The 23516-nt window shown below is 55.7% G+C and carries 21 protein-coding genes and 1 pseudogene; 9 read left to right on the top strand and 13 right to left on the bottom strand.

Annotation, left to right across the window (positions count from 1 at the left end; translation table 11 throughout):
- The 3 genes from DBR23_RS23575 to DBR23_RS23585 all read right to left on the bottom strand — a co-directional run.
- A partial coding sequence (locus DBR23_RS23575) for a 3'-5' exonuclease (protein WP_304466237.1) occupies positions 1-1296 on the bottom strand: 1296 nt, incomplete at its 3' end.
- Positions 1297-1796: 500 nt separating this feature from the next.
- Positions 1797-2579 (bottom strand): SDR family oxidoreductase, encoded by a 783-nt coding sequence (locus tag DBR23_RS23580; RefSeq protein ID WP_108499775.1) that lies wholly within the window; start codon positions 2577-2579, stop codon positions 1797-1799.
- Complete coding sequence (locus DBR23_RS23585; RefSeq protein WP_056058503.1) at positions 2576-2902, bottom strand: nuclear transport factor 2 family protein; 327 nt, start codon at positions 2900-2902, stop codon at positions 2576-2578. Before DBR23_RS23585 ends, DBR23_RS23580 begins: the two co-directional genes overlap by 4 nt.
- Positions 2903-3002: 100 nt before the next feature.
- On the opposite strand from DBR23_RS23585, the gene DBR23_RS23590 reads away from it, so the two are divergent.
- Entirely contained in the window at positions 3003-3923 is a 921-nt protein-coding gene (locus DBR23_RS23590; RefSeq protein ID WP_108499776.1) for a LysR family transcriptional regulator, read from the top strand.
- A gap of 251 nt (positions 3924-4174) precedes the next feature.
- On the opposite strand, the gene DBR23_RS23595 is transcribed toward DBR23_RS23590, so the two are convergent.
- Positions 4175-4735, bottom strand: a complete 561-nt coding sequence (locus DBR23_RS23595; RefSeq protein WP_108499777.1) for a hypothetical protein — start codon at positions 4733-4735, stop codon at positions 4175-4177.
- 525 nt (positions 4736-5260) lie between these two features.
- Here DBR23_RS23595 and DBR23_RS23600 point away from each other — a divergent pair.
- The 7 genes and pseudogenes from DBR23_RS23600 to DBR23_RS23630 all read left to right on the top strand — a co-directional run bounded on the left by DBR23_RS23600 (position 5261) and on the right by DBR23_RS23630 (position 14850).
- On the top strand, positions 5261-5851 hold the full coding sequence (locus tag DBR23_RS23600; RefSeq protein WP_082564904.1) for a TnsA endonuclease N-terminal domain-containing protein: 591 nt from the start codon (positions 5261-5263) through the stop codon (positions 5849-5851).
- Positions 5848-8052: a DDE-type integrase/transposase/recombinase gene (locus DBR23_RS23605; protein ID WP_082564903.1), complete on the top strand. Its 2205-nt coding sequence runs from the start codon at positions 5848-5850 to the stop codon at positions 8050-8052. Before DBR23_RS23600 ends, DBR23_RS23605 begins: the two co-directional genes overlap by 4 nt.
- The gene (locus DBR23_RS23610) at positions 8049-9443 is read left to right on the top strand and encodes an ATP-binding protein (protein WP_056642864.1); all 1395 of its coding nucleotides are present in this window, start codon (positions 8049-8051) and stop codon (positions 9441-9443) included. Before DBR23_RS23605 ends, DBR23_RS23610 begins: the two co-directional genes overlap by 4 nt.
- A 32-nt stretch (positions 9444-9475) precedes the next feature.
- A complete protein-coding gene (locus DBR23_RS23615; RefSeq protein ID WP_082564902.1) occupies positions 9476-11341 on the top strand; it encodes a TnsD family Tn7-like transposition protein in 1866 nt (621 codons plus the stop codon).
- 36 nt (positions 11342-11377) lie between these two features.
- Positions 11378-11845, top strand: a pseudogene (locus DBR23_RS32360) (TniQ family protein); the annotation flags it as partial.
- Between the two features lie 75 nt (positions 11846-11920).
- Positions 11921-13225, top strand: a complete 1305-nt coding sequence (locus DBR23_RS23620) for a hypothetical protein (RefSeq protein WP_233250702.1) — start codon at positions 11921-11923, stop codon at positions 13223-13225.
- 1040 nt (positions 13226-14265) lie between these two features.
- Positions 14266-14850 carry a hypothetical protein gene (locus DBR23_RS23630; RefSeq protein ID WP_056642858.1) on the top strand — a complete coding sequence of 195 codons (585 nt, stop codon included), beginning with the start codon at positions 14266-14268 and terminating at the stop codon, positions 14848-14850.
- A 69-nt stretch (positions 14851-14919) separates the two neighbouring features.
- Here DBR23_RS23630 and DBR23_RS23635 read toward each other — a convergent pair whose 3' ends face one another.
- The 5 genes from DBR23_RS23635 to DBR23_RS23655 all read right to left on the bottom strand — a co-directional run bounded on the left by DBR23_RS23635 (position 14920) and on the right by DBR23_RS23655 (position 19800).
- On the bottom strand, positions 14920-15378 hold the full coding sequence (locus DBR23_RS23635) for a Mov34/MPN/PAD-1 family protein (RefSeq protein WP_158276489.1): 459 nt from the start codon (positions 15376-15378) through the stop codon (positions 14920-14922).
- Positions 15350-17065, bottom strand: a complete 1716-nt coding sequence (locus DBR23_RS23640) for a ThiF family adenylyltransferase (protein ID WP_056642852.1) — start codon at positions 17063-17065, stop codon at positions 15350-15352. The genes DBR23_RS23635 and DBR23_RS23640 overlap by 29 nt, the downstream gene beginning before the upstream one ends.
- Positions 17066-17068: 3 nt before the next feature.
- Positions 17069-18238, bottom strand: a complete 1170-nt coding sequence (locus DBR23_RS23645; protein ID WP_056642848.1) for a cyclic GMP-AMP synthase DncV-like nucleotidyltransferase — start codon at positions 18236-18238, stop codon at positions 17069-17071.
- A gap of 12 nt (positions 18239-18250) precedes the next feature.
- Positions 18251-19243, bottom strand: coding sequence for a CBASS cGAMP-activated phospholipase (locus DBR23_RS23650; protein ID WP_233250703.1), 993 nt, complete (start codon positions 19241-19243; stop codon positions 18251-18253).
- A 227-nt stretch (positions 19244-19470) separates the two neighbouring features.
- Positions 19471-19800, bottom strand: a complete 330-nt coding sequence (locus DBR23_RS23655) for a helix-turn-helix transcriptional regulator (RefSeq protein ID WP_056642842.1) — start codon at positions 19798-19800, stop codon at positions 19471-19473.
- Between the two features lie 392 nt (positions 19801-20192).
- On the opposite strand from DBR23_RS23655, the gene DBR23_RS23660 reads away from it, so the two are divergent.
- Positions 20193-21227: an IS630 family transposase gene (locus tag DBR23_RS23660; protein WP_056642839.1), complete on the top strand. Its 1035-nt coding sequence runs from the start codon at positions 20193-20195 to the stop codon at positions 21225-21227.
- 212 nt (positions 21228-21439) lie between these two features.
- On the opposite strand, the gene DBR23_RS32365 is transcribed toward DBR23_RS23660, so the two are convergent.
- The 4 genes from DBR23_RS32365 to lspA all read right to left on the bottom strand — a co-directional run bounded on the left by DBR23_RS32365 (position 21440) and on the right by lspA (position 23465).
- Complete coding sequence (locus tag DBR23_RS32365; protein ID WP_082564900.1) at positions 21440-21808, bottom strand: HNH endonuclease; 369 nt, start codon at positions 21806-21808, stop codon at positions 21440-21442.
- A 188-nt stretch (positions 21809-21996) separates the two neighbouring features.
- Positions 21997-22242, bottom strand: a complete 246-nt coding sequence (locus DBR23_RS23670) for a hypothetical protein (RefSeq protein WP_199227788.1) — start codon at positions 22240-22242, stop codon at positions 21997-21999.
- A gap of 22 nt (positions 22243-22264) precedes the next feature.
- Complete coding sequence (locus DBR23_RS23675; RefSeq protein WP_020228492.1) at positions 22265-22882, bottom strand: hypothetical protein; 618 nt, start codon at positions 22880-22882, stop codon at positions 22265-22267.
- Positions 22883-22964: 82 nt separating this feature from the next.
- Entirely contained in the window at positions 22965-23465 is a 501-nt protein-coding gene (gene lspA / locus DBR23_RS23680) for a signal peptidase II (RefSeq protein ID WP_020228493.1), read from the bottom strand.
- Positions 23466-23516: the final 51 nt, after the last annotated feature.

Raw genomic sequence — 23516 nt, forward strand, 5'->3', positions numbered from 1 at the left:
GACCACGACTGAGTCGTAGAAGCCCGGGGTGGAGTCCATCACATAACCGCCTGGAAAGGCCTTGGCCGCGATGTCACCCACGTTGGGCGCTACGTAACCCAGACGGTGCATGCGCGGCAGGTAGTGGTGGCTGAACGCAGCAATGGAACCACCAAAGTGATCTATCTGCAAACCCGTCGTCTGCGCTCGCTCCAGCACGAACGGCAGCAGCTCCAGTTTGTCGAAGATGCGCAGGACGAGCGCGCAGTCGCGGATGTTGTAGCTGGCCAGCGCGGGCTTGTCTTCCTGGTAGCGCCGCTCGATCTCCGCCATCTTGTCGTAAGCGTCTCCGATCTCCTTGCCCTCGCCCAGCAGTGCTTGCGAGACCGCTTCAAGGCTGAACGACGGGAAGCTCCACATGCCCGCCCGCAGCGCTTCGATGCCATCAACGACCACACGTCCGGGCATGGGTGCGAACAGGTAGCCCTGGCGGCCGGGGTGCGTACGCCACGCGATGGGGCGGCGCTCGCGTCCGAGCAGCAGTTGCACGGAGTTCGCATCGGCCGCCTTCTGCAGCACCCGCAGATCGAACTGGATCACGCTCCAGCCGACGATGACATCCGGGTCATGGTCCGCAAACCAGGCATTGAGCTGCTCGATCATCCCTCGGCGAGTTGAGCAGTACACAAGCCTGAAGTCCATCGGTGGCACAGTTGGTTCCGACACCGAAGCTCGCGCTGGCGTCTCCCCCAGCATGAAGACCACTCGGTCGCCCGCACCATCCAGTGCGATCGAGTAAAGCTCCTCGGTCGCGCTCGTCTCGATGTCCAGCGACACCACCTTCAACACCGGGCGCCAACCGGTCGCGGGCTTCAAGCGGCCGTCGAGGATGGTCGAGCCTTCGCGCTGGCCGCCCTCGACCAGAACACCGGCTGTGATGAACCGCTCCATCAGGTAGCGGTCGTGCGGGCGAACATCGGCTTCGTAGAGTGGTATCCCCAGTGGCTGGAGCGCGCGCGTCAGCTTGCCCAGATCGCGGAACCTGCGGGCGTAGACACCGAGGACGGGCTGCTGATCGAATGTCTTCAGATCGAGCTCCTTCACCTCCAGGCCCTGCAGGATCGCCAGTGAGGTCTGCGCTGCAGCCCGATGGAGGGCCGGCAGGAAGGCGACTGAGGTCTGCCGGCTCAGAAGCACCTTCTTCGCCCCCTCGTCGGTGGCCAGCCAGTATTCAAGCTCGGTGCCGTCAGGGAGGTCGCGCCAGTGGCGGGTGAGGATGAAGCCCCGGAGTTCGGTGGGTGCGAGGGCTAAAGACATCAGGTGGAGCGGAAGACGGTGGCACGCTAATTCTGATGCCTCGGGCGAGAGGCCAGATGTTCAATAGGTGCGTTTGCACTCTTGTGCATAATACTGATGTTTTGTACAGTATTGCAAAAACCGATACCGCTAAGGCCATGCACAAACCAACCCGTTATGTATTCCGTCCCGCTCGACCGGCGCCCGCATTGCTGCGCCGGATCTGGGCATGGCTATAAGGCGACACCGCAGCCCTACACCTGACGACTTTCACCATCCAGCGTGATGCTCCGCTGCATCCAAGATCATGTGTTACCGGGCAGATCTCTGGATAGACAACGTCAAGAGCGCGAATTGTTTGTACCGGCAGCATAAGTTGACAGTGATACCTAGAGTTGGCGTGTCGCACATCCGCTGCCTTGTGCAACCCTACGCAAAGTTTCCGGAGCCCAACCTACAGAAATCAGATAATCGTCCAAACTCATGACCTGTGGGAGTATCTGTAGAGCCTTGTGAAGGTTCTACACGGTTGGTACTGTCCCACCATCGATCACGTGCTCTGAGCCCGACACCGATGCTGCGCGAGGAGACACCAGGAAGGTGATCAGGTCGGCAACTTCCTCTGGCGTGGCAGGCCGCCCGACCGGAATTCCGCCGAGCCAGTCCATCACCATCTTCTTCCCGCCCTCGTAGTCCGTGCCCGCTTCTGCGCCCATCCGCTCGGCGAACGTTACCGAAGCCTCGGTTTCAATCCAGCCTGGCGAGACGCGCAGAACGCGCACTCCTTTCGGTGTGACCTCCTTTGACAAGGATTTGCTGTAGGTCGAGAGGGCACCCTTGGCGGCGGCGTACGCGGTCGTTGACTCCGGAAGTGGAAGCACACGCTGTATCGACGTCACATGCAGGACAACCCCTGTACCCTTGGCCAACATGGTGGGCAACAGCGCACGGTCAAGACGCACTGCTGACATCAGATTCAGATTCAGCTCACTGAGCCACACAGCGTCATCCAGTGCCGCAAAACCACCTGCCGGAGCGGTCGAGCCTCCGACGGAGTTGATCAGGATATCGACACCGCCCCACTGCTCCTTCACCACGCGCGCCAGTTCGCTCACGCCTTCCGCCGTCGTGAGGTCAGTCTGGACGTAAGTCACACCTTCGAGCGGCCTGTCTGGTGCAGAGCGCGCAGTTGTCATGACCTGCACTCCGACTTCTTGGAGGCTCTTGACGACAGCAGCTCCCAAACCCTTGGTGCCGCCGGTAACCACGGCGCGCTGGCCTTTCAATTGAAGATCGAAGTTCATGCTGTGACCTCCAGCAATGAAATCAGGCCGCGTTCCAGGCGAAAGCGATAGGACAGATTGATCGGGCTGCCAGGGAAGTTGCCTGTGACCTTGGCGCGGACGATCTGGAGGCCCTCCTCACGTTCCAGCGCAAACGGCACGGTCGTAGCTCTGTACTTGGCGGATGCCTCGGCCATAAAGGCTGTGATTGCTTCGACGCCGATGTAGGTGTGGCCATCGTCCTTCATGACCGCTTGCGGTGTGAAACAACGCCCCAAGGCCTCAGGGTTGTGCTCAGCCGCGAAGTACGCGGCAATGGGTTCAGGAAGAGTCGAGGGGTGCATGCTGGTGCTCCGTGTGTTGAATGAAGCCTAAGGATGCGTGCCGCTGTGAAATAAGTGAATCATCTAGAATTCGAATTAGCTATGTAGCAAGGAATACATAATGCGCGGGTTCGAATTTGCTGAGCTAAAAGCTTTTGCTGCCGTGGTCGAACGCAAGAGCTTTGCCCGCGCGGCTGAAAATCTGGGCCTTTCGCCGTCTGCGCTCAGCCAGACCATTCGACAGCTCGAAGCCCGGATCGGCACGCGCCTTCTGAATAGGACGACACGAAGCGTCTCGCCCTCTGCAAGTGGCGAACTGCTTTATGGGCGCATAGCCCCACTGTTTCGGGAAATGGATGCAGCAGTCGCTGAAGCCACCGAGGCTGCAGGGCACACCACAGGCACGCTTCGCATCAACACGCTGGGGATCGCAGCGAGAACCATCATTTCGCCCAGGCTTTCACGCTTCCACCAGGCCTATCCTGAAGTGCTGCTCGACATCGTGGTCGACGACGCTCTGGCAGATATCGTTGTGGGCCGCTTCGACGCGGGCATCCGCGTGGGTGGACGACTTGAGAAGGACATGATTGCCGTGCGTCTCAGCCCAGACCTGAACATGGTTGCAGTAGCTTCTCCAGGCTATCTGGCTGCGCGAGGGGTCCCTAAGACACCCGCAGATTTGCACAGCCACGCGTGTATCAACTGGCGGCTCCAGATGGACGGCAGACAGTACCGCTGGGAGTTCGAAAAGAAGGGCCAAAAACTGGAAGTCGCGGTGGATGGGCCGGTCGTCACCAATCACGCTGACATTGGCATCGCTGCTGCGCTGAACGGGCTCGGCATTGCTTATCACTTCGAACGAGATGGTGTGGCCGAGCACTTGGCCCACGGCAGGTTGGTCCAGGTCTTGGCGGACTGGTCGATCTCACGCCCCGGGCTGTTCCTCTACTACCCGAACAGGCAGCATCGACCAGCGCTCTTGGGTGCATTTATCGACTGTCTCTTGGACAGAGATTTGGACATAGGACGCAAAGCTGGGTAGTCCAAGTTGTAGCCCGAGGGGCCCATGCGCCTAACTGTGCAGTTGATTGCGCATTGAATTTGGTCGGCTACTTCGAGGTTGGTCGTTCAAGGTAGTGGATTGACTGAACGAACAAGCAACTCCGTTCAAATGTGCACGCGATCGCGCAGATCTATGCCTGGTTGATGCCATTGCTGAGCCTCGTTGGGAGGATATGGCGATGAGATGATGCACAAGGTAGAAGGTGCAATAGATAAAGCGGAGCCGTTCGGTCAACCGTTGTAGGAGTAGATGAGCAATCCCAACTCGGGAACAACCACCAGATCCTGCTCGTGGCCGGTAGTGAAGAACGCCCCTTCTTTGCCAACTGCGCGCTGAGCCTGCTCCAGCAATTCAGGCGGTTCACCTGCGCAGCTCTGCCCGCGGAACAGCTGGTCATGCGCATCGGTCAGCGTGGCTTGCCACGGCTGGTATTGGTGGTAGGGCTTGCCATCCCGCCCAAGCTGGGCCGCGTCGAAGTAAGCCAGGCCCTGGCGACGAATGCGCGCCAGGTTGTCTTCTGAAAGCCGGAAGATTGCGTATCCACACCCCTCTCGGAAACCAACGATCTCATCGTGGTGCAGAGCCTCCACCAGCTCGAATTGAGGAGGAATCGCCTGGCGATACAGCTCCACCTGCATATGGCTGCATCCTTTCACGGGCAGGAGTATCAGCACAAGCAGGGCGCAGGCCAAGGAGGTCAACCGCAGCGCGACGGTGGGCGGTTGATAACCATCCCAGCCAAACGATTCATGTCTGACTTGCTCGGTCGAGGCATTGTCTTTGGACCCCATCCAAATTTAGGCTCAATGGTCATGGTGCATCCAATGTCCGGTTGTGGCCGATAGTACTCATTCGATGACGCATCCCGTATGTCTGCAACCAGCCTGAAGCAGCCCATCCAACTCTCCCATAGCTTGGTGATTTGACAAAAAAGCGCCTCAACTGAGGCGCTTGGAACCCAGCGGTACAGGGTGCACTGAACCCTTACAGGTTCTATTTACGGGTTACAGGTTTTATTTTTACGATCAAAACCTTATTCGACTAATGTTTTGGACTTTTTAAACAATTTTTATGGACTTTTTTGGTGATTCCCTCAGAATGGACGCGTGCATTGGAAACCAGACCCCCTCCTCTACCCCAGCCATTTAAGAGCACGCGTCAAGAGGGGACGAGGCCTGCTCCAGGGCGCCGAGTACCTGCCTTGGCTTTACATACGCGACGTTCCTTCACGCGGCACTTCGTTGGGTGGGCATGGCATCGTTACGGGTCGCCCGCATCAAGGTCTTTCCGATCTGGAGGCCACCTATCTGTACCTTATGGAACGTCGTGAGAGTGTGGTGGACATTCGAGAGCAATGGCCTATCTTGGATTTGGATAGGACTCTAGAGCTCTGTACGGAACTTGAGGTTCGACACATATATAAGAGAGGGTTGCCGGAGCCCTTCACGATCGACTTTCTGATCACGGAACTGACGGCGGACGGAAAGAGCTACCGTGCAGCGAGCGTTAAGACTTCTGAAGATGCGGCCGATCCGTCAAAGAGATTGCGTTTAGAGGTGGAGCACAGATGGTGTCAAGAACGAGGCATACCTTGGACGTTGGTAGATACGTCGCGCTTCAATAAGACACTACTTGAAATCCTGCGCTTCATGCGTGGGTGGTTTCGCCATCGTTTCAATCCGGAAACACAACTTGATCCACGCTTCTTACTTGCTTTCGAGAGCTTCTACAAAAGCAACGAGTTGCTCAGTGAGTTAGTGGCAAGGCTCACCAAGACTCTTCGACTCCCCAATTCGCAGGTGCTGGACATGTTTCGGTACTGTGCTTGGTCAGGTCAAATAGATATCTCGCTTGGTCATCCGTTGGCGCTCAATCGACCACTGTTTTTGAATCAGAAGAAGCGATGACTGATTTTCGTGCGCTACCCAATCAGCCAACCCTTCATGTAGGCTTGGCACTGCATGACTCCGAACGACCAGGTCGGTATCTTCGCCTAACTCATATTTTTGAGGATGGGGTATATGCGATGTGGGTGGGCACACCCGAAGAAGCCAGGTATGCCAAACGACCGATTTTCTATTCTTGGAATCAACTTAGCGCGCTCACCTCACCTACATCGAAATGGGGTCGCATAGTACTTCCACAACAGCTCTCCGTGCCAGCCGAAAGCGGTAGTTCTCAGGCAGGAAAAATTCAATCAGCATGGGTCCAGATCGCGCCTGTAATACAAGCATTTGAAAATAGGACGAACCTATCGAGACATCACTTTACCGCCTTAATTCGAGAGAGAGCTTTAAGCATAGACGTTGCGGAAAAGACGCTGCACCGTCTCATCCTTCGTTACTACTACTTCGGCAGCACAAAAATAGCACTGGTTGCACTGCCTCGCGGCCCCAAGCGCACCACGAGGGGTCGTGAAGAGTCAGGTGAAAAAGACCATGCAAATGGCGAAATTCCGGATAAGGCCAATAATCGCCGCGGCCGGAAAACTATTCTGAGCGATGAACTAGGTCCTAATAATTTTGTTGTCACTCCGGATGATGTCGACGACATGCTCAGATGCTATAAGCAATTGCTCAGAAAGGGGCCAACAAATAAGACCACTGCGCACGAAACCTACTTAAGCACTTTTTTCCAGAAGAGCCACCCTGATACTTATCGCCAGTACATAAAAAAACAGATATCAGAGCCAGTAACCTATCGCCAGTTTTGCTACTACATAAATGGTGAGTTGCAGCTTACGGAAGACTTAGCACGAAATGAGCGCAGGCTTCGTCGTGACCCTGCCAACACCAACTCGCTAGTTTCGGCAGGTCCAGGTGAAATATATGAGATCGATTCTACCGGAGGGCGACTCTACCTAGTCTCCAGCGAAAAAAATCCTGTAGTGGTAGGCAAACCAACCATTTACTTCCTAATTGACCGGTGGAGTAGATTTGTCGTCTCAGCGTACATCTCTTTGCGCGCGCCTTCGTACGAGGAAGTTCGCAATACGCTCTTAATTGCATTTACCTCTCGCGAAAAACGCTTCTCGAGATTGGGCATAGAAGTTTCTGACAATCAATGGCCTATAGGCTGCATTCCAGCCGTTATCTGTCCTGATCGTGGATCCGACTTCATGAGTGGATCTATGTTGCAAAGCGTGGTCGATGATCTGCGCATCGACCTGACGCCACTCCCCCCTCTATGCCCAGACGGCAAAGCAATAGTAGAGAGGCTAATCCGCACTATCAAGCAGCGCATGGCGGCATCGGGGATGAAAGGTGTTTACGCAGACCGTCCCTTAGATCCTCAATCAAGAAGGGCCGCACGTAAGGCTGAAGCTGCTGCAGTGCACACACTTGCGGATGCGTACCGAGCGTTAATCGAAATTGTGAAGGACTACAACAACCGTCCCCATCAAGCCCTCAAGCGTCGAAAAATCCTTACACAACACGGCATCGAACCTACGCCGAAAAATGCGTATGTTTGGGGACTCGAAAACATAACGGGACTTCGGTCTGCACCGTACACGGAAGAAGACTATTACCGACTGTTACTCAGTTCAGATAAAGCGAGTATTTCAGGAGGTGTTCTTCGCTACAAGACTCGTGCATATCATCCCTCTAACGAGGCCGCAATCGACTACATCAGGCGATCGCCCAGAAACAGGCCTTCTCTGGACATCCGACTCGACAAGACGCAGCCAGCGGTAATCATGATAGCGAGCAGACACGGCGAATGGCCGTGTTTCGTGATGGGCGCTGGTGACGCAAGGGACAGCGAAGGAATTTCAATTGACGAGGAGGAGGCCTTCGCGGCTGTCAATGCACGCCTTTGGGCCCGCTCCGACCATGAAAGTCGACGCGTACGGGTTGCCGCAAAGGCGGCCAAGCCTGTCAACAACCGGCATAAGAGCGCCCCCGCCGAACGTTTACCTAATGTTGATATGCAACGAGCTAGGTATCAAGAAACCGCAAAACTCAAAAACAAGTTGCATGCCCAAACACACACAGAGTTCGAAGAGCACACGGCCAGTGCGTCCGTTGGGAAAAGCTGGAGTGAAGTGGAGCGAGAGGAGAAGGCTCGATTGGTAGAACTAGTGAAGCTAAACAGGAGCAAGCGATGAAGGATGTTGAGATATTCCCTGCGGTGTATCACGATACAGGAGTTTCTCGATTTGCAGGCAATCCGTTCATTGAGGCAATGCCGCCTCTGGAGCAAAGCAAAAGTGACTTTCTGACTAACCTCGCGCACTACCCAGCGAAGCCGTCGGCAACGCTTCGCAGGAGTAGCGAGGTCGTTCGACTGATGGAGCTGTCCACCATCAACGACATCGTCTACCCTTTCCCTGAATATCAAAAGGCTGGCTTCACCCTGGCCAAGATGGCCCGCGACACTTATGTAGCGCGCCACCCTTTGACTACGATGGACCGGCAGAGGAGGCACGCCATTGCCACCACCGGAACCAATGGTCTACCAATGCCCGCTGACTGGAAACCTTCGGCTAAAGGCTACTTCATGATGTCTGTTAGCGGGCAAGGCAAGACTACTTTCGCAGCTGCAGCTTTGCTGAGATACAAGCAGGTTATTTGCCACTCGAATTATCACGGAGCTGATCTGAAATGCCATCAGGTCGTATACGTTCTTCTCAGAGTGCCTCACGACGCAACACTCAAGTCGTTGTGCCTGCAATTCTTCAACGAGATCGACCGACTGCTAGGAACCGACTATTCGCGGAAGGCGGCAGCGCTACGCAATATTGCGCCCATGGTCGACTTGATGAACAAAGTCGCAACAGCTGTCTCCTTGGGCTTTATTGTCGTTGATGAAGTTCAGAATTTGCGCAGCGCGCGCGCCCAAAATGCGGAGCTTGTACTAAACCTATTCAGTGAAATCATTGAGCGGCTCGGCATTAGCTTGTTGGCGCTTGCAACACCAGCGGTCCAAGCTGTCGTAGAAGGAGCGGTACGAAACACCCGCAAACTCGCTTCCTTCGGGAGCTTGGTAATTGAGCCGATGGCAAGGAATAGCCCTCAGTGGGAAGAATTCTGCGATACGTATTGGGACTATACGTTTGTCAAGACAAAGACAAAGCTGACGAAAGAAATCCTTGATGCTTGGTACACGGCCTCAGCGGGAAATACGGCCTTCGCGGCGCTCGCGTTCACACTATCTCAGCACAATGAGATTGGCGGGCGCGAAATTATCGACGCTACTGCGTTTCAGCGAACCGCGGCGACTGACATGGCATTTCTTGGACCGGCAATTGCAGCCTTGCTCAGCAAGAACCCTGCAAAGCTTCGAATGTTTGACGATCTGCTGTTCAGTCCTAGGTACAAAGCTATGCGCGCCCTGCTTGGGGCAGAGGAGCCTGCTCGACCCAAAGGGGTAAAAAACGATGAGTTTGACGATGTACACGAAGAGAGCGTGCCCCCCAGTCCCGCTGCGACAAAGAACAAAAAAAGGGCCTCGCCTCGGCCGGTTGACCTCCCCTTAGAGGATCCGCTGGCCCGCTGAGACTACTTGCTGATTGACTGGAGTTAGCAAACGTGCACCGCGCTCGCCTCGCTTCAACAACTATCTGCTACACGCCTGAGCTGCTCCATGACGAACTGCTGTATTCATGGCTGTGCAGGTTAGCAATCTTGAATGCGTGGGGAACGGGCCGAGACGCAGTGAGGAAAATTTTTGGTGGCAGGACGGTTACACCCAGCCTTACCCTTCCCACTCACTTCGATGCCATGAACGAGCGATACGCGGGGGCGCTGCCACACGACTCTTTCGCCGCTCTTATGGAAGCCAGTACGCTGCTACCGTATCACAGGCCGTTCTTGGATCACGAGCGCTATGCACAACTAATGGAGGACTCGCGCTCAAGTAACTCCCTTGACTTGAAACTGCGGCTTGGTCTCGTTGCAAACCGGTTCGGAATCAACACGCCACACCGCTTTTGCCCCGCATGTGTAGCCGAAGATATTGAGATGAACGGCTGCCACTACTGGCATCGGCAGCACCATCTACCCGGAGTGAACTGCTGCGTCCGCCATTCTCTGCAGTTGCAACAACAAAGTGTCCCAAAGGAAGGCCTATTTGGCCAACCCCTAATGTATCCAGGCCTTCCTAGCGGCGAGGAATGCATAACCCCTGAATGTGGTTTTCAATTCCGATTTGCGCAACTATCAGCGGATCTCCTGCTGGCAGCACTACCGCCGATAAACAATGCCGATCGCTCCAACGTATATCGAAACCGCCTGTCGGCAAAAGGCTTTCAGTCGAGCCGTCGAAGCCTCGACTACCAATTAGTTGCAACTGAGGTGAGGCACTACTTTGCCGACTTCGCTAACTTTCAGCATCAATCACGACTGCTGCAGACCGCCAGAAGTCCTTTGCGCTGGATTGAAGATCTGGTTGAGCGTCCTGACCGCTCATTGCATCCGATATGCCACCTGCTGATGATTGATTTTTTATTTGGCTCCATAGCAGAGTTCAGCTTGGCAGTTGACGCAGAGCGGTCTTCACGCGAAGCGACACGAGGAAGTGCGCACGCGATTCCTCGTGGTGAGACAAAGAAATCCCTACAAGTACCAGGCCTTGAAATAGAACATCTCCTACGCAACCCGTCATTGTCCTGCCGTCAGATAGCTCAACAAACGGGCAAGAGTGTCGGCACCATCGTCAAGTATCGTAGACAGCGAAAAATCGAAGTGAAAGAGCGTCGTAAATTCGTCGGCGCCCAAACTCGAACTTCGATAGGGCACGACTTGTTGTCAGGTTTGGAATTGCAGTCTATTGCCCTTCGTAATGGGGTTTCCGTGCAAACTATATATCGGGAATTAGCGTACGAGAAGGGCACCAAACTGCACCGCCAACGTTCACTTTTCATGGCACAACGAACGTCTCGGCGTGACCGGTGGATGGGAGTGTTAAAAACGCCTGGCGTTGAGGGAATCTCCAAAGCAAGGTCTCTGGGCTTTTCTGACTATGCTTGGCTCTATCGACATGATCGCAGTTGGCTACTTACTTCCAATGCGCAATATCGCAAATCGGTGAGCACGCGTGGTACGGTGAATTGGCCGGCCCGAGATCAGGAGCTCTGCTCGAAAGTTCTCACTAGGATGATCTTGCTATTAAGGGCTGAACCACCCATGCGAATCTCAGTAGCTCGGCTTTGCTCAGGGCTGGGGCAATCCTCTCAATGGCGCCGCGACAAACTACCCCACTTTAAGGCGCTCTTATCACGTTTTTCGGAGACACCTGAGTCGTTCAGAATTCGGAGGGTTAACTTCGCAATCGATTTTTTAGTGCAACGAGAGTCCGACATTAAATTATGGAAAATTCAGCGTGCTGCAGGCCTTCGTATATGGCCTGCGGACCTTATCGCGTACGCTCAACGACGAATCAACGAGCACACCTAAAGGTCTTGGGCACCAACTAACTCTCTAAGCCCCTTCATGGTATTCCTGCCATACGTTCCCACCCCTTACCCAGACGAAGTTCTGTGCTCGGTTCTCACAAGATTTGTAGTTCACAATGGTGAGAGTGTTTTTCGAAAAATATCAAATTCTGTAGCCCACCTCAGTCCCAATCTTTCAATTTATCAGGCAAGCCCGCCTCATCCTGCAGTCGTAGCATTCATCACCGATCAAATGGGGCTACCAGGAAATGAAGTCACCGATAGGTTAACTACAAGTCAATTCTTTCGAGTATTCAACACGGCTCACAAGAGACCGCTGAACCTAGAGACAGCGGGGTATGGAACACGAAGTGGGAGACTTCGGTCCCTTGGATTCATTCCTTGCAATCACCAACCCGCTGTGCGTTTCTGTCCATCCTGTCTTGATGAGGACTTCAAAAAATACGGTGAGCCCTATCTTCATCGAATTCATCAGATGCAGCCCGCATTGACATGCACAGTTCATGAAGAATGGTTAAGAATTTCATGCCCCAAGTGCAAAATGCTTGTTGTGCCAATTAACAGAATGGTACTTCGACCTATGCCCATCGTCTGCGAATGCGGCGCGGATCTACGGTCATTGCCGGTCAGAAAATCGCCAGTAAGCAGTGCCTTCAAGCGATTGAGTAAATTTTGTGCGGATTCAATTTTTTCTAAAAATTCACTGTGGTCGCACGCTCAAGTCAAGTCCGCCGCCAGCGAAGCTCTTGGACTATCGCCGCATGACTTCTCCACAGGATATATCAAATCTCTTATCAAAGTTTACGGTAAGCCAATCAGCATTTCTCCTCACAAATTCGTTATCGCGCCGCCGAGCAGCGACTGCCATCTCAGACTCAATCTGGATTTGGGGAGGTTTAAAGCTGAGGACTTTGCATCCCTCTTCACTGCCGCTGGACTAACCTTCGACGAATCCGCACTATTAATTTCAAAAAATAGAACTGTCGGCATTCACATCAAGCAAAGGAGTCCGAAGTACGTCTACGGTTTGAAGCACGCCGAAGAAGTCCTCCTGAACTTTTCAAAAGCATACCCAGGCGAGGTGGCTACGAAATTCCAGAGATCTCACCCTCGACTCTACTGGCTCCTGAGGATCCATCATCCAGATTCGATTAAAAGATGGTGTCCAAAGTTGAAAACACTGCCGCCGATTGAGAGCGATAGAAAGAAGTTAGGTCGACTATTAAAAAAAAATGGAGATTTTAAAAAAATATTCGCCAGTGCATCGCGCCCCCTCTTTAGAGCAATTATAAGGGACCAGAACTGGCTGATAAGCACCGCAAAATTAAGCCCATCAGATTTTACAGCCCCCCCACTCAAACCGATCACCAAACTTACATCAGCAAAAATCCCTGCCTCCAAAAATTTGAGCACTCCCACCAACAGAAAAAAAGAACATAAAAATCCAAAAATAGATGACATTGAAAGAGACCTCGTATTCGCATTAATGAAGGCGATTCGCATAGAACGGCGCCCTCATAAGATCACCAGATCAAGACTTTCTCAACTATCATCAAGAGGAGTTTCTTCAATTACCAGAGCAACCCCACCCGGCAGTAGGCTGCACACGATGATAAGCAAAATCAACGCCGACAAAGATCGTAGATTGGCACTGTGGGCAGCACAAGCGTTAGCTCTTGCAGAGACAAATATGACGCCTACAACAGTTCTGCTAGCGGCAGGGCTCAACACGACTTCCCGTAACAGGGAACACGCGCGCTCTGCAATCGATTTGCTTTCAAGCGGATTAAGTCGTCAAGCAATTCGTGAATCTTTTAACACAGACCCAGAGCAGATAGCCCGATTACACCGCCTCAACCGAGTCGACTTAAAACCTCTGAATTAATACAAGCGACATCTTCTAGTCAAATATCGCGAATAATCATCTGACTAAAATCCTTCAACTGCTCTGCGGAGGCGGCTTGCCGCCGATGCTGATATTCCGCCCCCGACGAACCCGACCTCCTCAGCGCCTAGAACTTCGAGGGGGCCACGACGGCATTTACAGCACCATCAAACACATAAATTATGACGACAGGGCGTAATTCACTCGTCGGCTGAACCTAAAAAGTGAGACATCAATTAAGTGATGCAGCAAAAGTGACTAAATTGACGATTACCCACAGGACCAACCGTTTTAAAAGCAATTGTCTTAGTGGCCATACAGGAGGCATGTGACGGCAGAGGTATATTGCTGCGGAAGCTAGATGCACTTGACCACAAAGTACACTGCAAGGTGACCATGCGTTCCGTGTCTACTTGACCAGACCAGGGTATGGTGCCGGTTAAAGTTGCTGGGTATAAAAATGGTTCCTGTGCTCCGGCCAACATCAGATCTACCACGAGATGTGGCGTAAGCCTACTGGCGTTCGCTACGAGCATGCGGGAGATACTGGCGGACAATACGCCACGCAACTCGTGCCCACCCAATCACATGATTTCTAAGCCCCCAGAGTCCATGGAGCCTAAAACTAAGCTCAAGGCGCTCCTCCATAGGATTCATACCCAGGTTGACACAACGTTCTCTGGACTGGGGGTCATTGTGTGGGATGGCGTGTCTACGATACCAATCCTCCCTATGCGAAGTGAACAGCCAAGGGGCATCCATGACAAAACCACATTTGAAGTCTTGATGAATATCTCGCGGGAGGGGAGCCCTTTTCACGATGGATTTCACGTCGTTGACACAGCTCTTGCGCTCATCCAGGTGTCAGTCTATTTTTCACCCGCGATTTCCGCGCAAGTGGAGACTCCTGCGAACGGACTGAGGTTCGGTGGGCGCTACCTTGCAGCTGCCTTCGGGTCTTGCCTTGAGGGCGTGATTTGCACGGGAGTTGTGTCGAAGCAATATGGCCCGATAGTTTTTGAGCACGGAAAGGTGGCGTGATGTTTAGCCTTCTTCCGATGACAAAAGTGATTTCGATGCTAGCTGGACTGTATGCGCTGCTGGCTTTTCTTGTGGCGCTTGGAATGGAACGGCTAGGTATTGAGGTCAGCTTCCTTCGCGTGTTTAGCGGTGCGGTAGTGATCGATCTCGGACTACTGTTCTTCGTCTACGTTGGTTGGCGCTGGATATGGGAAAAAGTGCCCCGTCTCAATCAATGGCTCTATCCCGATCTCAACGGAACCTGGGCTGCATCCATTGACTGGGTAAAGGATGGAAAAACTGGTCTTGCACTGGGTACCGTGTCGATCAAACAGAATTTTTTCACGCTTTCTATTGAGATGGATGCCCCACGATCTGAGTCGCGCACCATAGCGCTTTCAGTCAAGAAAGATCCGGAATCCGCGCGGCCCTTGCTCCACTACATCTACGAGGTGAGGGAAAAGTATCAATCGCCCGGGCAGAACATGGTTTACCAGGGAGCCGCGTCTTTGGTCGTCGATGTCGCCACCTATGATCGCCTCAGCGGCAACTATTTCACCAGTCGTGAATCCGGCGGTCATTTCGAGTTCCGACGCACGCTGTAAAAACGATCACCAATATGGAGCCGTTTGGAGGGGGGCAATCTTTGATTGGTCGGCGATTTGAATTGAGGCCTACATGTCGGAGACGCATGTCAATTCTGCCCCCATACCGACTCCGCACCAGTTAGAAACTCGGCCGACGATCAAGAAGACCATCGGTTTAGAAACCCCCTGCGCGATGTCCTGCCAGTGCTTGAGGTCGACGCCTGATGGCAAGGGGGCGTCTTCAGGGTGCGTGTGCCATTCGCCGACGTAGTCTATTGTCTCGCCGCTTTCTTTCCAACGACGCCGCGACACCCGCTGGTGATGTGTGGCATGACGGAAGAATCCGAAACGCCGCTGAACATCTGCCGCCGTCGGGAAGGTAGCTTCTGTCACGTGGGTGTGGGGGCCGCGGCGGTAGCCCATCAGAATGCCGCCAGCCTCGGGTGCGGACGCCGTCAGCTGCCTGAGGCCCAATAGCCGCTCCAATAATTGCGGCTCAATGAGCAGCATCGCGCCATTACGGCCGAATGGCAGTGGCTTGAGCATCACGAGGCCCGCAAGCGGGGCAGGCAGCCAATCGAGAGACGTCCTGATTTTTGACGCCGTAGACGTTCGCATTGGCCATCGCGCTGGTTCGGAATCGCGGGCTTGCCCGTCCGTATTGAAGCCAGTCGACTACAACTTCCAAGCACAGCGCCGCCGCAGCCATCGGTGCGCTGACCGCGTACGGCGTGAAGCCATTGCAGCCCAGTTGTTTGCGCGTGGGCAGCTCTTTCAGGACCGGGAAGCGCTCCTGCCGATAGTGATTGTGCTCAGCCTGCAACAGGCATCGGAAGCATCCGAGGCGGCGCCCCTCTGCCCAGAAAGTCTGGACGCATTCCCCGTTCCCCCGGATCCGTACGTGGAGCACCGGTACTTCAGTGCCTTTGTCCAGGCGCATGGCGTTGATCATCTCGCTCACAATCTCCTCGCCAGTTGCATCAATCACCAGATCCGCATCGAAGAGGTCTGGGAGTCCCTTGACACTGCGGACGCGGGCCCGGATTTTTGCGAATGGGAACTGTCGCTTGAGCTCTTCGGCCAATGCTTCGGCTTTGCTCTTGAAGAGCGCAGGGTAGCCCAGCACATGCCGGCCAAGGTTCTCCGGCTTCATGTCATCGTAGTCCACAAGGTCCAGACATCCTGCACCCGTGCCGGCGCCCAGCCGCACGAGACCCGGTGCAACATGCGAGCCGATGGCACCGCAGCCGACTACGGTGATCTTCTTTCCTTTCAGGTCGGGGAACGTCAGATTGCGGCTGTGGACGAAGTCCGGGCCGAACTCGGTGATCGCCAGCCTACTGATCTTGCTCGTTCCCCCTCTCGTGTGGAGAAATTGGCGATAGAGCCTAGGCTTCCTGGCAGCGCCAAGCCGATGTAGCGGATCCAGATCAAAACCGAACCCTAGCCACCCCAGCGGTGTGTGGATGGCGAACGTTGCGATGGAGTACTTGAGATACTGTGTCTCGCGTTCGAGCACGCGTTGAAGTTGCTGGTACAGCCGGTGATCCCATGCCTGGAGCCACGCGAATAGCTCTTTGATGGTCGCCGGGATTGCTTTCGGTACCGCAGGCCGCGTCTGAGTTGCGAACAGCCAGCACGGACACTTCGTCTCTTTGGGAGGCTGGGCCCCTAACGCCAAGGCAAGCGCTTCGACTTCCTCCTTGTTGTCGGCGACAACGGCGTGCGAAGCACCTGCAATGTCCAAGAACCAGTAGTTCGACGACTGGGTCGTTCGGTCAACGTTCCCGATCAGCACCGAATAGACGGCGGAGGATTCGCCGTGCGACCAGTGCTGCAGGAATTCGTCCTGGATGTCGTCGTGCCTGAAATCAGGGTCATGCCGGATGCGATCCAGCACGAGTTGCGCCTGGTCCAGGCACTGCGCAATCGATTCTGCCGGATCGAACCGGTCCAACACCACTGCGCCAGAGGCAAAGTAGCACAGACCTCCCGATGCATACACGTGCGGCGATAGGGGCGGCAGGACATCGAGGTGATCGAGGATCCTGATCGAGGGGTAGGTCAGAAAGTCCCAGTCGGTGACGCTGAGCCTGACCTTGATCGGCCCGCCCTTACACGGAAGTGCTCCATCGAATGACCGCGTGCCTCGCCGATAGCCGCTGGGCGTGAAGCCGCGCGACCTCAGCAGCCGGAGCGCCTCGCCAAGGAGCGATGCCGCAGCCTCCGGCATTGCTCAGCCTGCGCTTGTCGAATTCACTACTGGGCGAGATACCCGATCTGCGCCGACCAGCCGGACGACGTCGTCGCCGCTGTCCGGCTCAACCAGGTCCGTCCGGTAGGGCACGCGGCTGCCCAACTGTGCTCGGAGGATATCGATCGCGTCACCGGCCAAGTGCGATGCTTTCATTCTGGCTGCCTGGATCTGGGAAGCCAGTGTTGCAGCAAGGGTCGATGCGTGTTGGCGGCCATTGGCATCCAGGCGCTTGTTGAAATCTTCCTTGCCTTCTGCGATAGCGGGCTCGTGCACGTTGCCCTTCAGCGCGATCGACAACGCCCGTGCGGATCTCTCAAGCGCCACGTCGTCGCGCCCACGCTTGGGTTCGAAGGCTTGCGCCACGGCGATCATGATGCACACTGAAGTGGGGCCGTCGCCGGCCTTCCAGTGCAGGTCACGCCAGGCCTTCAGGTAACGGCACACGCGCTGCAGTTGCTCGGTGTGCTCCTCGACACGGTCAAGGAACCACCGAGATACCTCTTCGGGGTCCGACGGTTTCCATTCGCCCGAGCGCGTCGCCATCATGATGTCGACCATGTCCTCCCACTGCTGCAGGGTGAAATCCTCTTCTGCAAATTCTGCGGCGAGCGCTTCACGTGCGTCCGATTTCGCGGCCGCATCGAACACGCGTTTCTCGACGATTTGCGCAAACTGTGCTTCCGGCGCCGCGTACAACGGGATATCGATATGCGCCCAGGCATTTATCTGCACCCGAATGCATGTGTCCTTGCCGCTGTACAGCTTCCAGCCCTTTTCTTTGCAAAGATCCTTCAAGAGGCCTTCGACCAGTTTGAAGTAGAGCTGGGCCATGGCGTGCGGAGGCCCACTTTCCTCCCACACAGACACTGGCAGGTAGACACCGAAGTCCCAGTCCATTTCCTGGGGCGGATGCCAGGCTGGCTGCACGCAGGTTTGGTACGACCACGAGCCTTGTGTCCGGAAACGCGGGGTGACGGCCTTGTCCATGCCCAGCGCCTTGATCGTCGCTTCTCGGATTCGTGGCCTCAAGTGATCGCGGATCTCGTTCTTGGCTTCAACCAGCACCCGGCGCTGGTCCTTGGTAGGTTCGATACTGTTGATGAACACTTCTTCGGCAGTAGCGAAGAGCAGGCGGTTGAGTTTGAGCATGTTTCTTGGGCCTCAGGTGCGTGCGTTCTCGCCGTGGAAGAAGATCGGTTTGGAGGGCGAATGCTCCAAAAAGGTTTGGAATTCCGGCTTGCTGATGCAAACTTTGGAGCGTTGGGTAGCTGCGCTCAGCAGAACTTCGCGGGCGTTTTTGTCTGCAATGTCCAATGCAACAGCACGGGCACGTTCGTCGTGAAGTTCGTCGTCTACATGGCAGTAGTGTTTTCCCAGGCGGTGCGTCAGCATGAAATCGCTCAAGACCTCCTGCGCCGAAATGGAGAGGCCGAAGAGACGCCGGGACATCTTGATCGGCCACCCGCCGCCCCAGTCTCGGACCCCACCTTGCCGGTCTTGTCTGGGGTCCACAGTGAAGCGCGACGACATCGTGCCGACCGCCATCAGGCGGACGTTGTCGATGTCCTGGCCGAAGAACTTGTGGGCCTCATGCAAACCAAGGAGCCCGGGGGCATTGGCGTATAAGCCGCCATCGACATACTGGCTGTTGTTGAAGCAGTGTCTTGGGAAGTACGCCGGGGCTGCGCTGGTGGCCATCGCGACGTCTACGATGGTGAAATGGCGATCCCGCTTGAAATCGACATGATGCGGCGTCTTGAAAACTACCGGTTCACCGGTAGAGTAATTCAGACTCGGGATGATGACAGGGTGTTTGCATGCACCCAAGAGCCGGTCGCCAAATAGCTTGGAGTCAGACAGTAGCTTCTTCAGCGGCTCCGGTGAATAAGGCGACCGCCAGAATCCGAAGAGTGACCAGCGCTTGTCGAAAATCTCCTCCCCGTGGTCGACAAACAGGTCTACGATATCTTGCGCCGGAATCTCAAGGGCAAGTGCCAACGCCAGGATCCCACCGATTGAAGTACCTGTGATCAGATCGAAACGCGATGCAAGCGGCGCTTCGATCTCTTTCTCGACATCCGCTATGACTTTTGCGGTGTACAGCCCTCGGAAGCCTCCACCAGAGAGGGCGAGAATCTGAAAGGGCTTGCGCACATTGTGGGGCATTGGGGATAACTGGTTGTTTCTAGCACTCCGCGATGGCGAGTGCTATGAAACACTATATATGGGTATCAACCAGTGTCAATACACTACCAGTAGCGCAGTATAAACATACAGCCTGCTTTTAAATACAGCTTAATTGCGCCTTGGCTGATCGCTTTCTGCCGCGCTGCGCCACTGGCGTCTACCCTCCCCAAGGTACACATCCAGCGCGCGGTATTTCATCGGCCCTCCTTCACTTCCGAATTCTGGTCACCCACGATTCCAATGGATGGCGCTCCCAGCTGCCGTTCCAGCGGACTCAGCAAGGTGCGCTCCCCCCCTTTGGATTCGAACGATGCAGCAGCCGTCTTGGGCATCAGAACCAGCTCAAGGCCCAGCTCGGACGCCAGCGCCATGGCATTGCTGATGCGCGGGGAGACTTTGCCATCGAGGATCTGCCGCACGGCCAGTGGCGTGAGCCCCGTGTTGGTTGCCAGCGCCGCCAGGGTCACCCCCTGCTCTTGCTTGGCGGCTGACAGTGCAGCAGCGAACTGACCAACGGTTTTCATAAGTAAACTAAAGAAAAAACAACGAATCTTTAGATAAGTATAGCCATCTATCGCTCGCGATGAATACTAGACTATAGAATGAGCCCTAAAAATTCAGTTAACTATAGATTCTGTAAAGCGATGCATTACGACGCCGTCCTCATCCCCATGGACAAGCCCCGTATCCAGCTCCTGGAGCCTTGTATTGCAACGCCCGAGCCTTGAATGGAATCCAGCCCAGGCTGTACTTGCTGGACTGAGGTTGCCCCTGAAAACTGGAGTTTTTACCTCAGCCCGATGCAGTACGAGCAGCGCTGGTACGAGGCACAGCGTAAAAAGGCCGCGTGAACCGTGGGTTATTGACCAGGCCTTTGTGCATTTGAAATTATCTGTACCGCCCTCAACTCAGATTCATGCAAGCAACCGACATGAGATCGCTGAGCCGCGAAGCGCGGCACGAGCGCCGCGTGCAGGTCATCCGACTGCGTAAAGCCGGTAATACCTACGACGAGATTGCAGCGCTCACGGGTCTGAGCCGCACGGGCGTCTTCAACATCTGCAGGCGCCATGCGGCACACGGCGCCAAGGCTCTGCACGACACCATTGGCGGACGCAAGTTCGGAGAAAACCGCTTGCTCGATGCCGACCAGGAGGCCCTGGTGCGAAAGCTCATTGCCGACAAGACGCCAGATCAGCTCAAGATGCCCTATGCGCTGTGGACCCGCGCGGCAGTGGCCCAACTCATTGAGCAGCGCTTTGGCATCCGGCTGCAAGTGCGCACCATGGGCAAGTACCTGGCCCGCTGGGGCTTCACACCACAAAAGCCTATGAAGAAGGCTTACGAGCAGTCGCCAGCGGCGGTCAAGAAATGGCTCGATGAGGACTACCCGGTCATCGCCGCACGCGCCAAGGCTGAAGGAGCCGAGATTCACTGGGGCGACGAGAGCGGGCTGCGCAGCGACGACGTGCGCGGCAGGAGCTTCGCGCCCAAGGGCCAGACACCGGTGGTGCGGGTCAACAACAAGCGCCATGGCCTGTCGGTGATCTCCACCGTGACCAACAAGGGCCAGATGCGCTGGAGCAGCTTTGACGGGGCGCTCAACACCACGATTCTGATCGACTTCCTGCGCCGACTGATCAAGGGCCAGAGCAGGAAGCTGTTCCTGATCCTGGACAACCTGCGGGTGCACCACGCCAAGCCGGTCAAGGCCAGGCTGGCAGAGCACGCTGACGCCATCGAGGTGTTCTACCTACCGAGCTACAGCCCGGAGTTGAACCCCGATGAGATGGCCAATGCAGACATCAAACAGGCGGTGACCAAGCTGGCCCCGGCGCGCACGAAGATGCAGTTGGTGAAGGCCACGGCCAAACACTTGCGCAGCGTGCAACGTCAGCCCGAGCGCATTCGAAAGTACTTCGACCACGCCCCGGTTCGCTACGCTGCTTGAGTCAAGTTCACAGGGGGCGGATCAATAAGAGCTACACGAAACAGGGGCAAGGTCAGTTCTGTCATGTGCGCCAGCCAGATCTCGCGAACAAGCGTCCAGGGAAGTAGTTGGATTCACCTGGTGACTGGTGCAGCCAGCTAGCAGTTGCTGATGGCCTTGATTTGGATCGCCGCAATCAGCCTGAAACTGAATAAGCAATTCTGGGTTAATTTTCACCGGCTATGGTTTGCGTGTAAATCAACAACTAGCCTGCCTGCTGGGTGCCAGCACCCCTTTTTCATCAAGCTTTGCACGCGCTGCCGATATCTCAATGAATCTGGCGCTTTCTCCTCACGTCCCCTGTGCCGACGGGAATTGCACCACCAGCAGGCGGCGACGATGTTGGGCGCTACATCGCGGCCTTGCTGTTGGCGCGCAGTGAGATGCTCTGCAGTGCACCGAAGGAACTTACGCCACCGTGTGGGCGCGCTTGATTGCGAAAGTTCAGGAAGCGTGGGCTCAATCATTTTTAGCCCGCAGTAAAAGCAGCAGCCCTGTTGGGCGATCGCGGACTGGATACGGAGTTTGGCCAGCTTGTTCATTTGGCAGCAGGGGTAGTGTTGAAGCTACTCCCGTTGCCGATATCCGGACAGGTCGGGCGCCGGGGCATCGCACCACTCGGCTATGCGCCAGGTAACCCGGACGCGGCCGGGTTCGCGTTAGCCCGGACAACCAATAATTTATATCGCTGCGTCCAGTCGGCGCAAGTACCGGCTGTTGCACGCATGCGTCATGCTGACTCAACAGGTAACTCGACTTGCTGCGCCGGATCCTTCGCCCTGTGCACAAACAGCTCCACCGGTGGCACCTTGATCAGCGACTCTGCCCGTTCGATGGTGCCGTGCAGCCAAGTGTCCCAGTCCCCCTTTTCCAGCGGAACCACCGTACGTTTGTCCTGCATGTCCGGCGCGCGCTTGGGGTCAGGCCTGTGCATCAGGTTGAGCACCGGCACTTCATCGCAGTTCTGCGAGATCATGGTTTCTCAACAGCAGTAACTGTTACCGGCACTTATCACCAGCGCGCTGCGACCACCAATTCGCAAACGCAAGAAGGTCGGCGTGATGCGAATCCGTGTGTACCAACAGGTCGCCCGCGTTGGGCGACCCGGTAATCCCACGCAAAATCAATGCGCGATGGATCGCGGCATCGACGCCCACGAAGTACGGCAAGTAGTCGTCGACGAAGGCGATCGGCTTTAGGGAGTTGAGCGTGTCGGCCTTAGGGCTCGCGGCCGTTGCCACGTTGTCGGTGGCGTGGACCAGGTGAATCGGGAATCCGTGCAGTCTCAGGTTGTGCTCGCGAGCTGCCCTGAATTCCGCAGGCAAGGCCGTGACGCATACCAGTTCGTAGCCCGCCGCGGCGAGCTTGTGGCACGCCTCAATCGCTCCTGGAACCGGCGGGATCGATGACCAGAACTCGTTGTCGAAGGCCCGCCGAAGCAGATCAAGCCTATCCCCTTCAACTCGCTCCACTTCCCATCTGTCGATGGGCCAGTAGGCGAGCGGATCGCGCTCGCCAGGGTACGTGCCGAACGCCTTCTGCCAAGCGCTGGCATAGGCCAAGCCGTAGTCCAGGAGGACTCCGTCAGCGTCAAGCGCGATGATTCCTTTGGTCATCAGGAAGTTTCGCACAGCAGAGCACGCCTGCACGCGCGGGTTGGGGGGCTCCCTTGTTGTCGGGACTGCTAAGCGGCAACAGTTACGTGTGCCTTCGAGAGGATGTGTTTGCCTCGCGGTGCCCCAGAACTGACGATGCAATGAGACCAACGGCGCCACCAACGATGGCCATGTCGGCGATGTTGAATGCCGGCCAGTGCCAGCCGTGCAGGTGGAAGTCCAGATAGTCAATCACGGACCCGCGCACAGCCCGGTCGAAGGCATTGCCCAGGGCGCCGCCCAGGATGAGGCTATAAGCCAAGCCCTCGAGGCTGCGCACCGGCTTGGCGAGCAGCCAAGCGAGCCAGGCCGACGCGCCCAGGGCGATGGCCAGGAAGAACCAGCGTTGCCATCCGCCGGTGCCGGCCAGGAAGCTGAAGGCCGCGCCGGGGTTCAGTACGTGGACCAGGCTGAAGAACGGTGCGACCTCGCGCGACCAGCCGAGCAGGGTGGTCAGATGAATCCAGGTCTTGGCAGTCTGGTCTGCGGCAAAGACTACAAGCGCAAGGCAATACCAGCGAGCTGGTCGGTTGACATACTTCATCGTTCTTGTTGGTTAGACCAGATCGCAGGGCCGTGGTTGGATTCAGCGCGT

Origin of the sequence: Acidovorax sp. HMWF018 (assembly GCF_003061035.1) — a bacterium.
GTDB classification, from domain to species: Bacteria; Pseudomonadota; Gammaproteobacteria; order Burkholderiales; family Burkholderiaceae_C; genus Acidovorax; species Acidovorax delafieldii.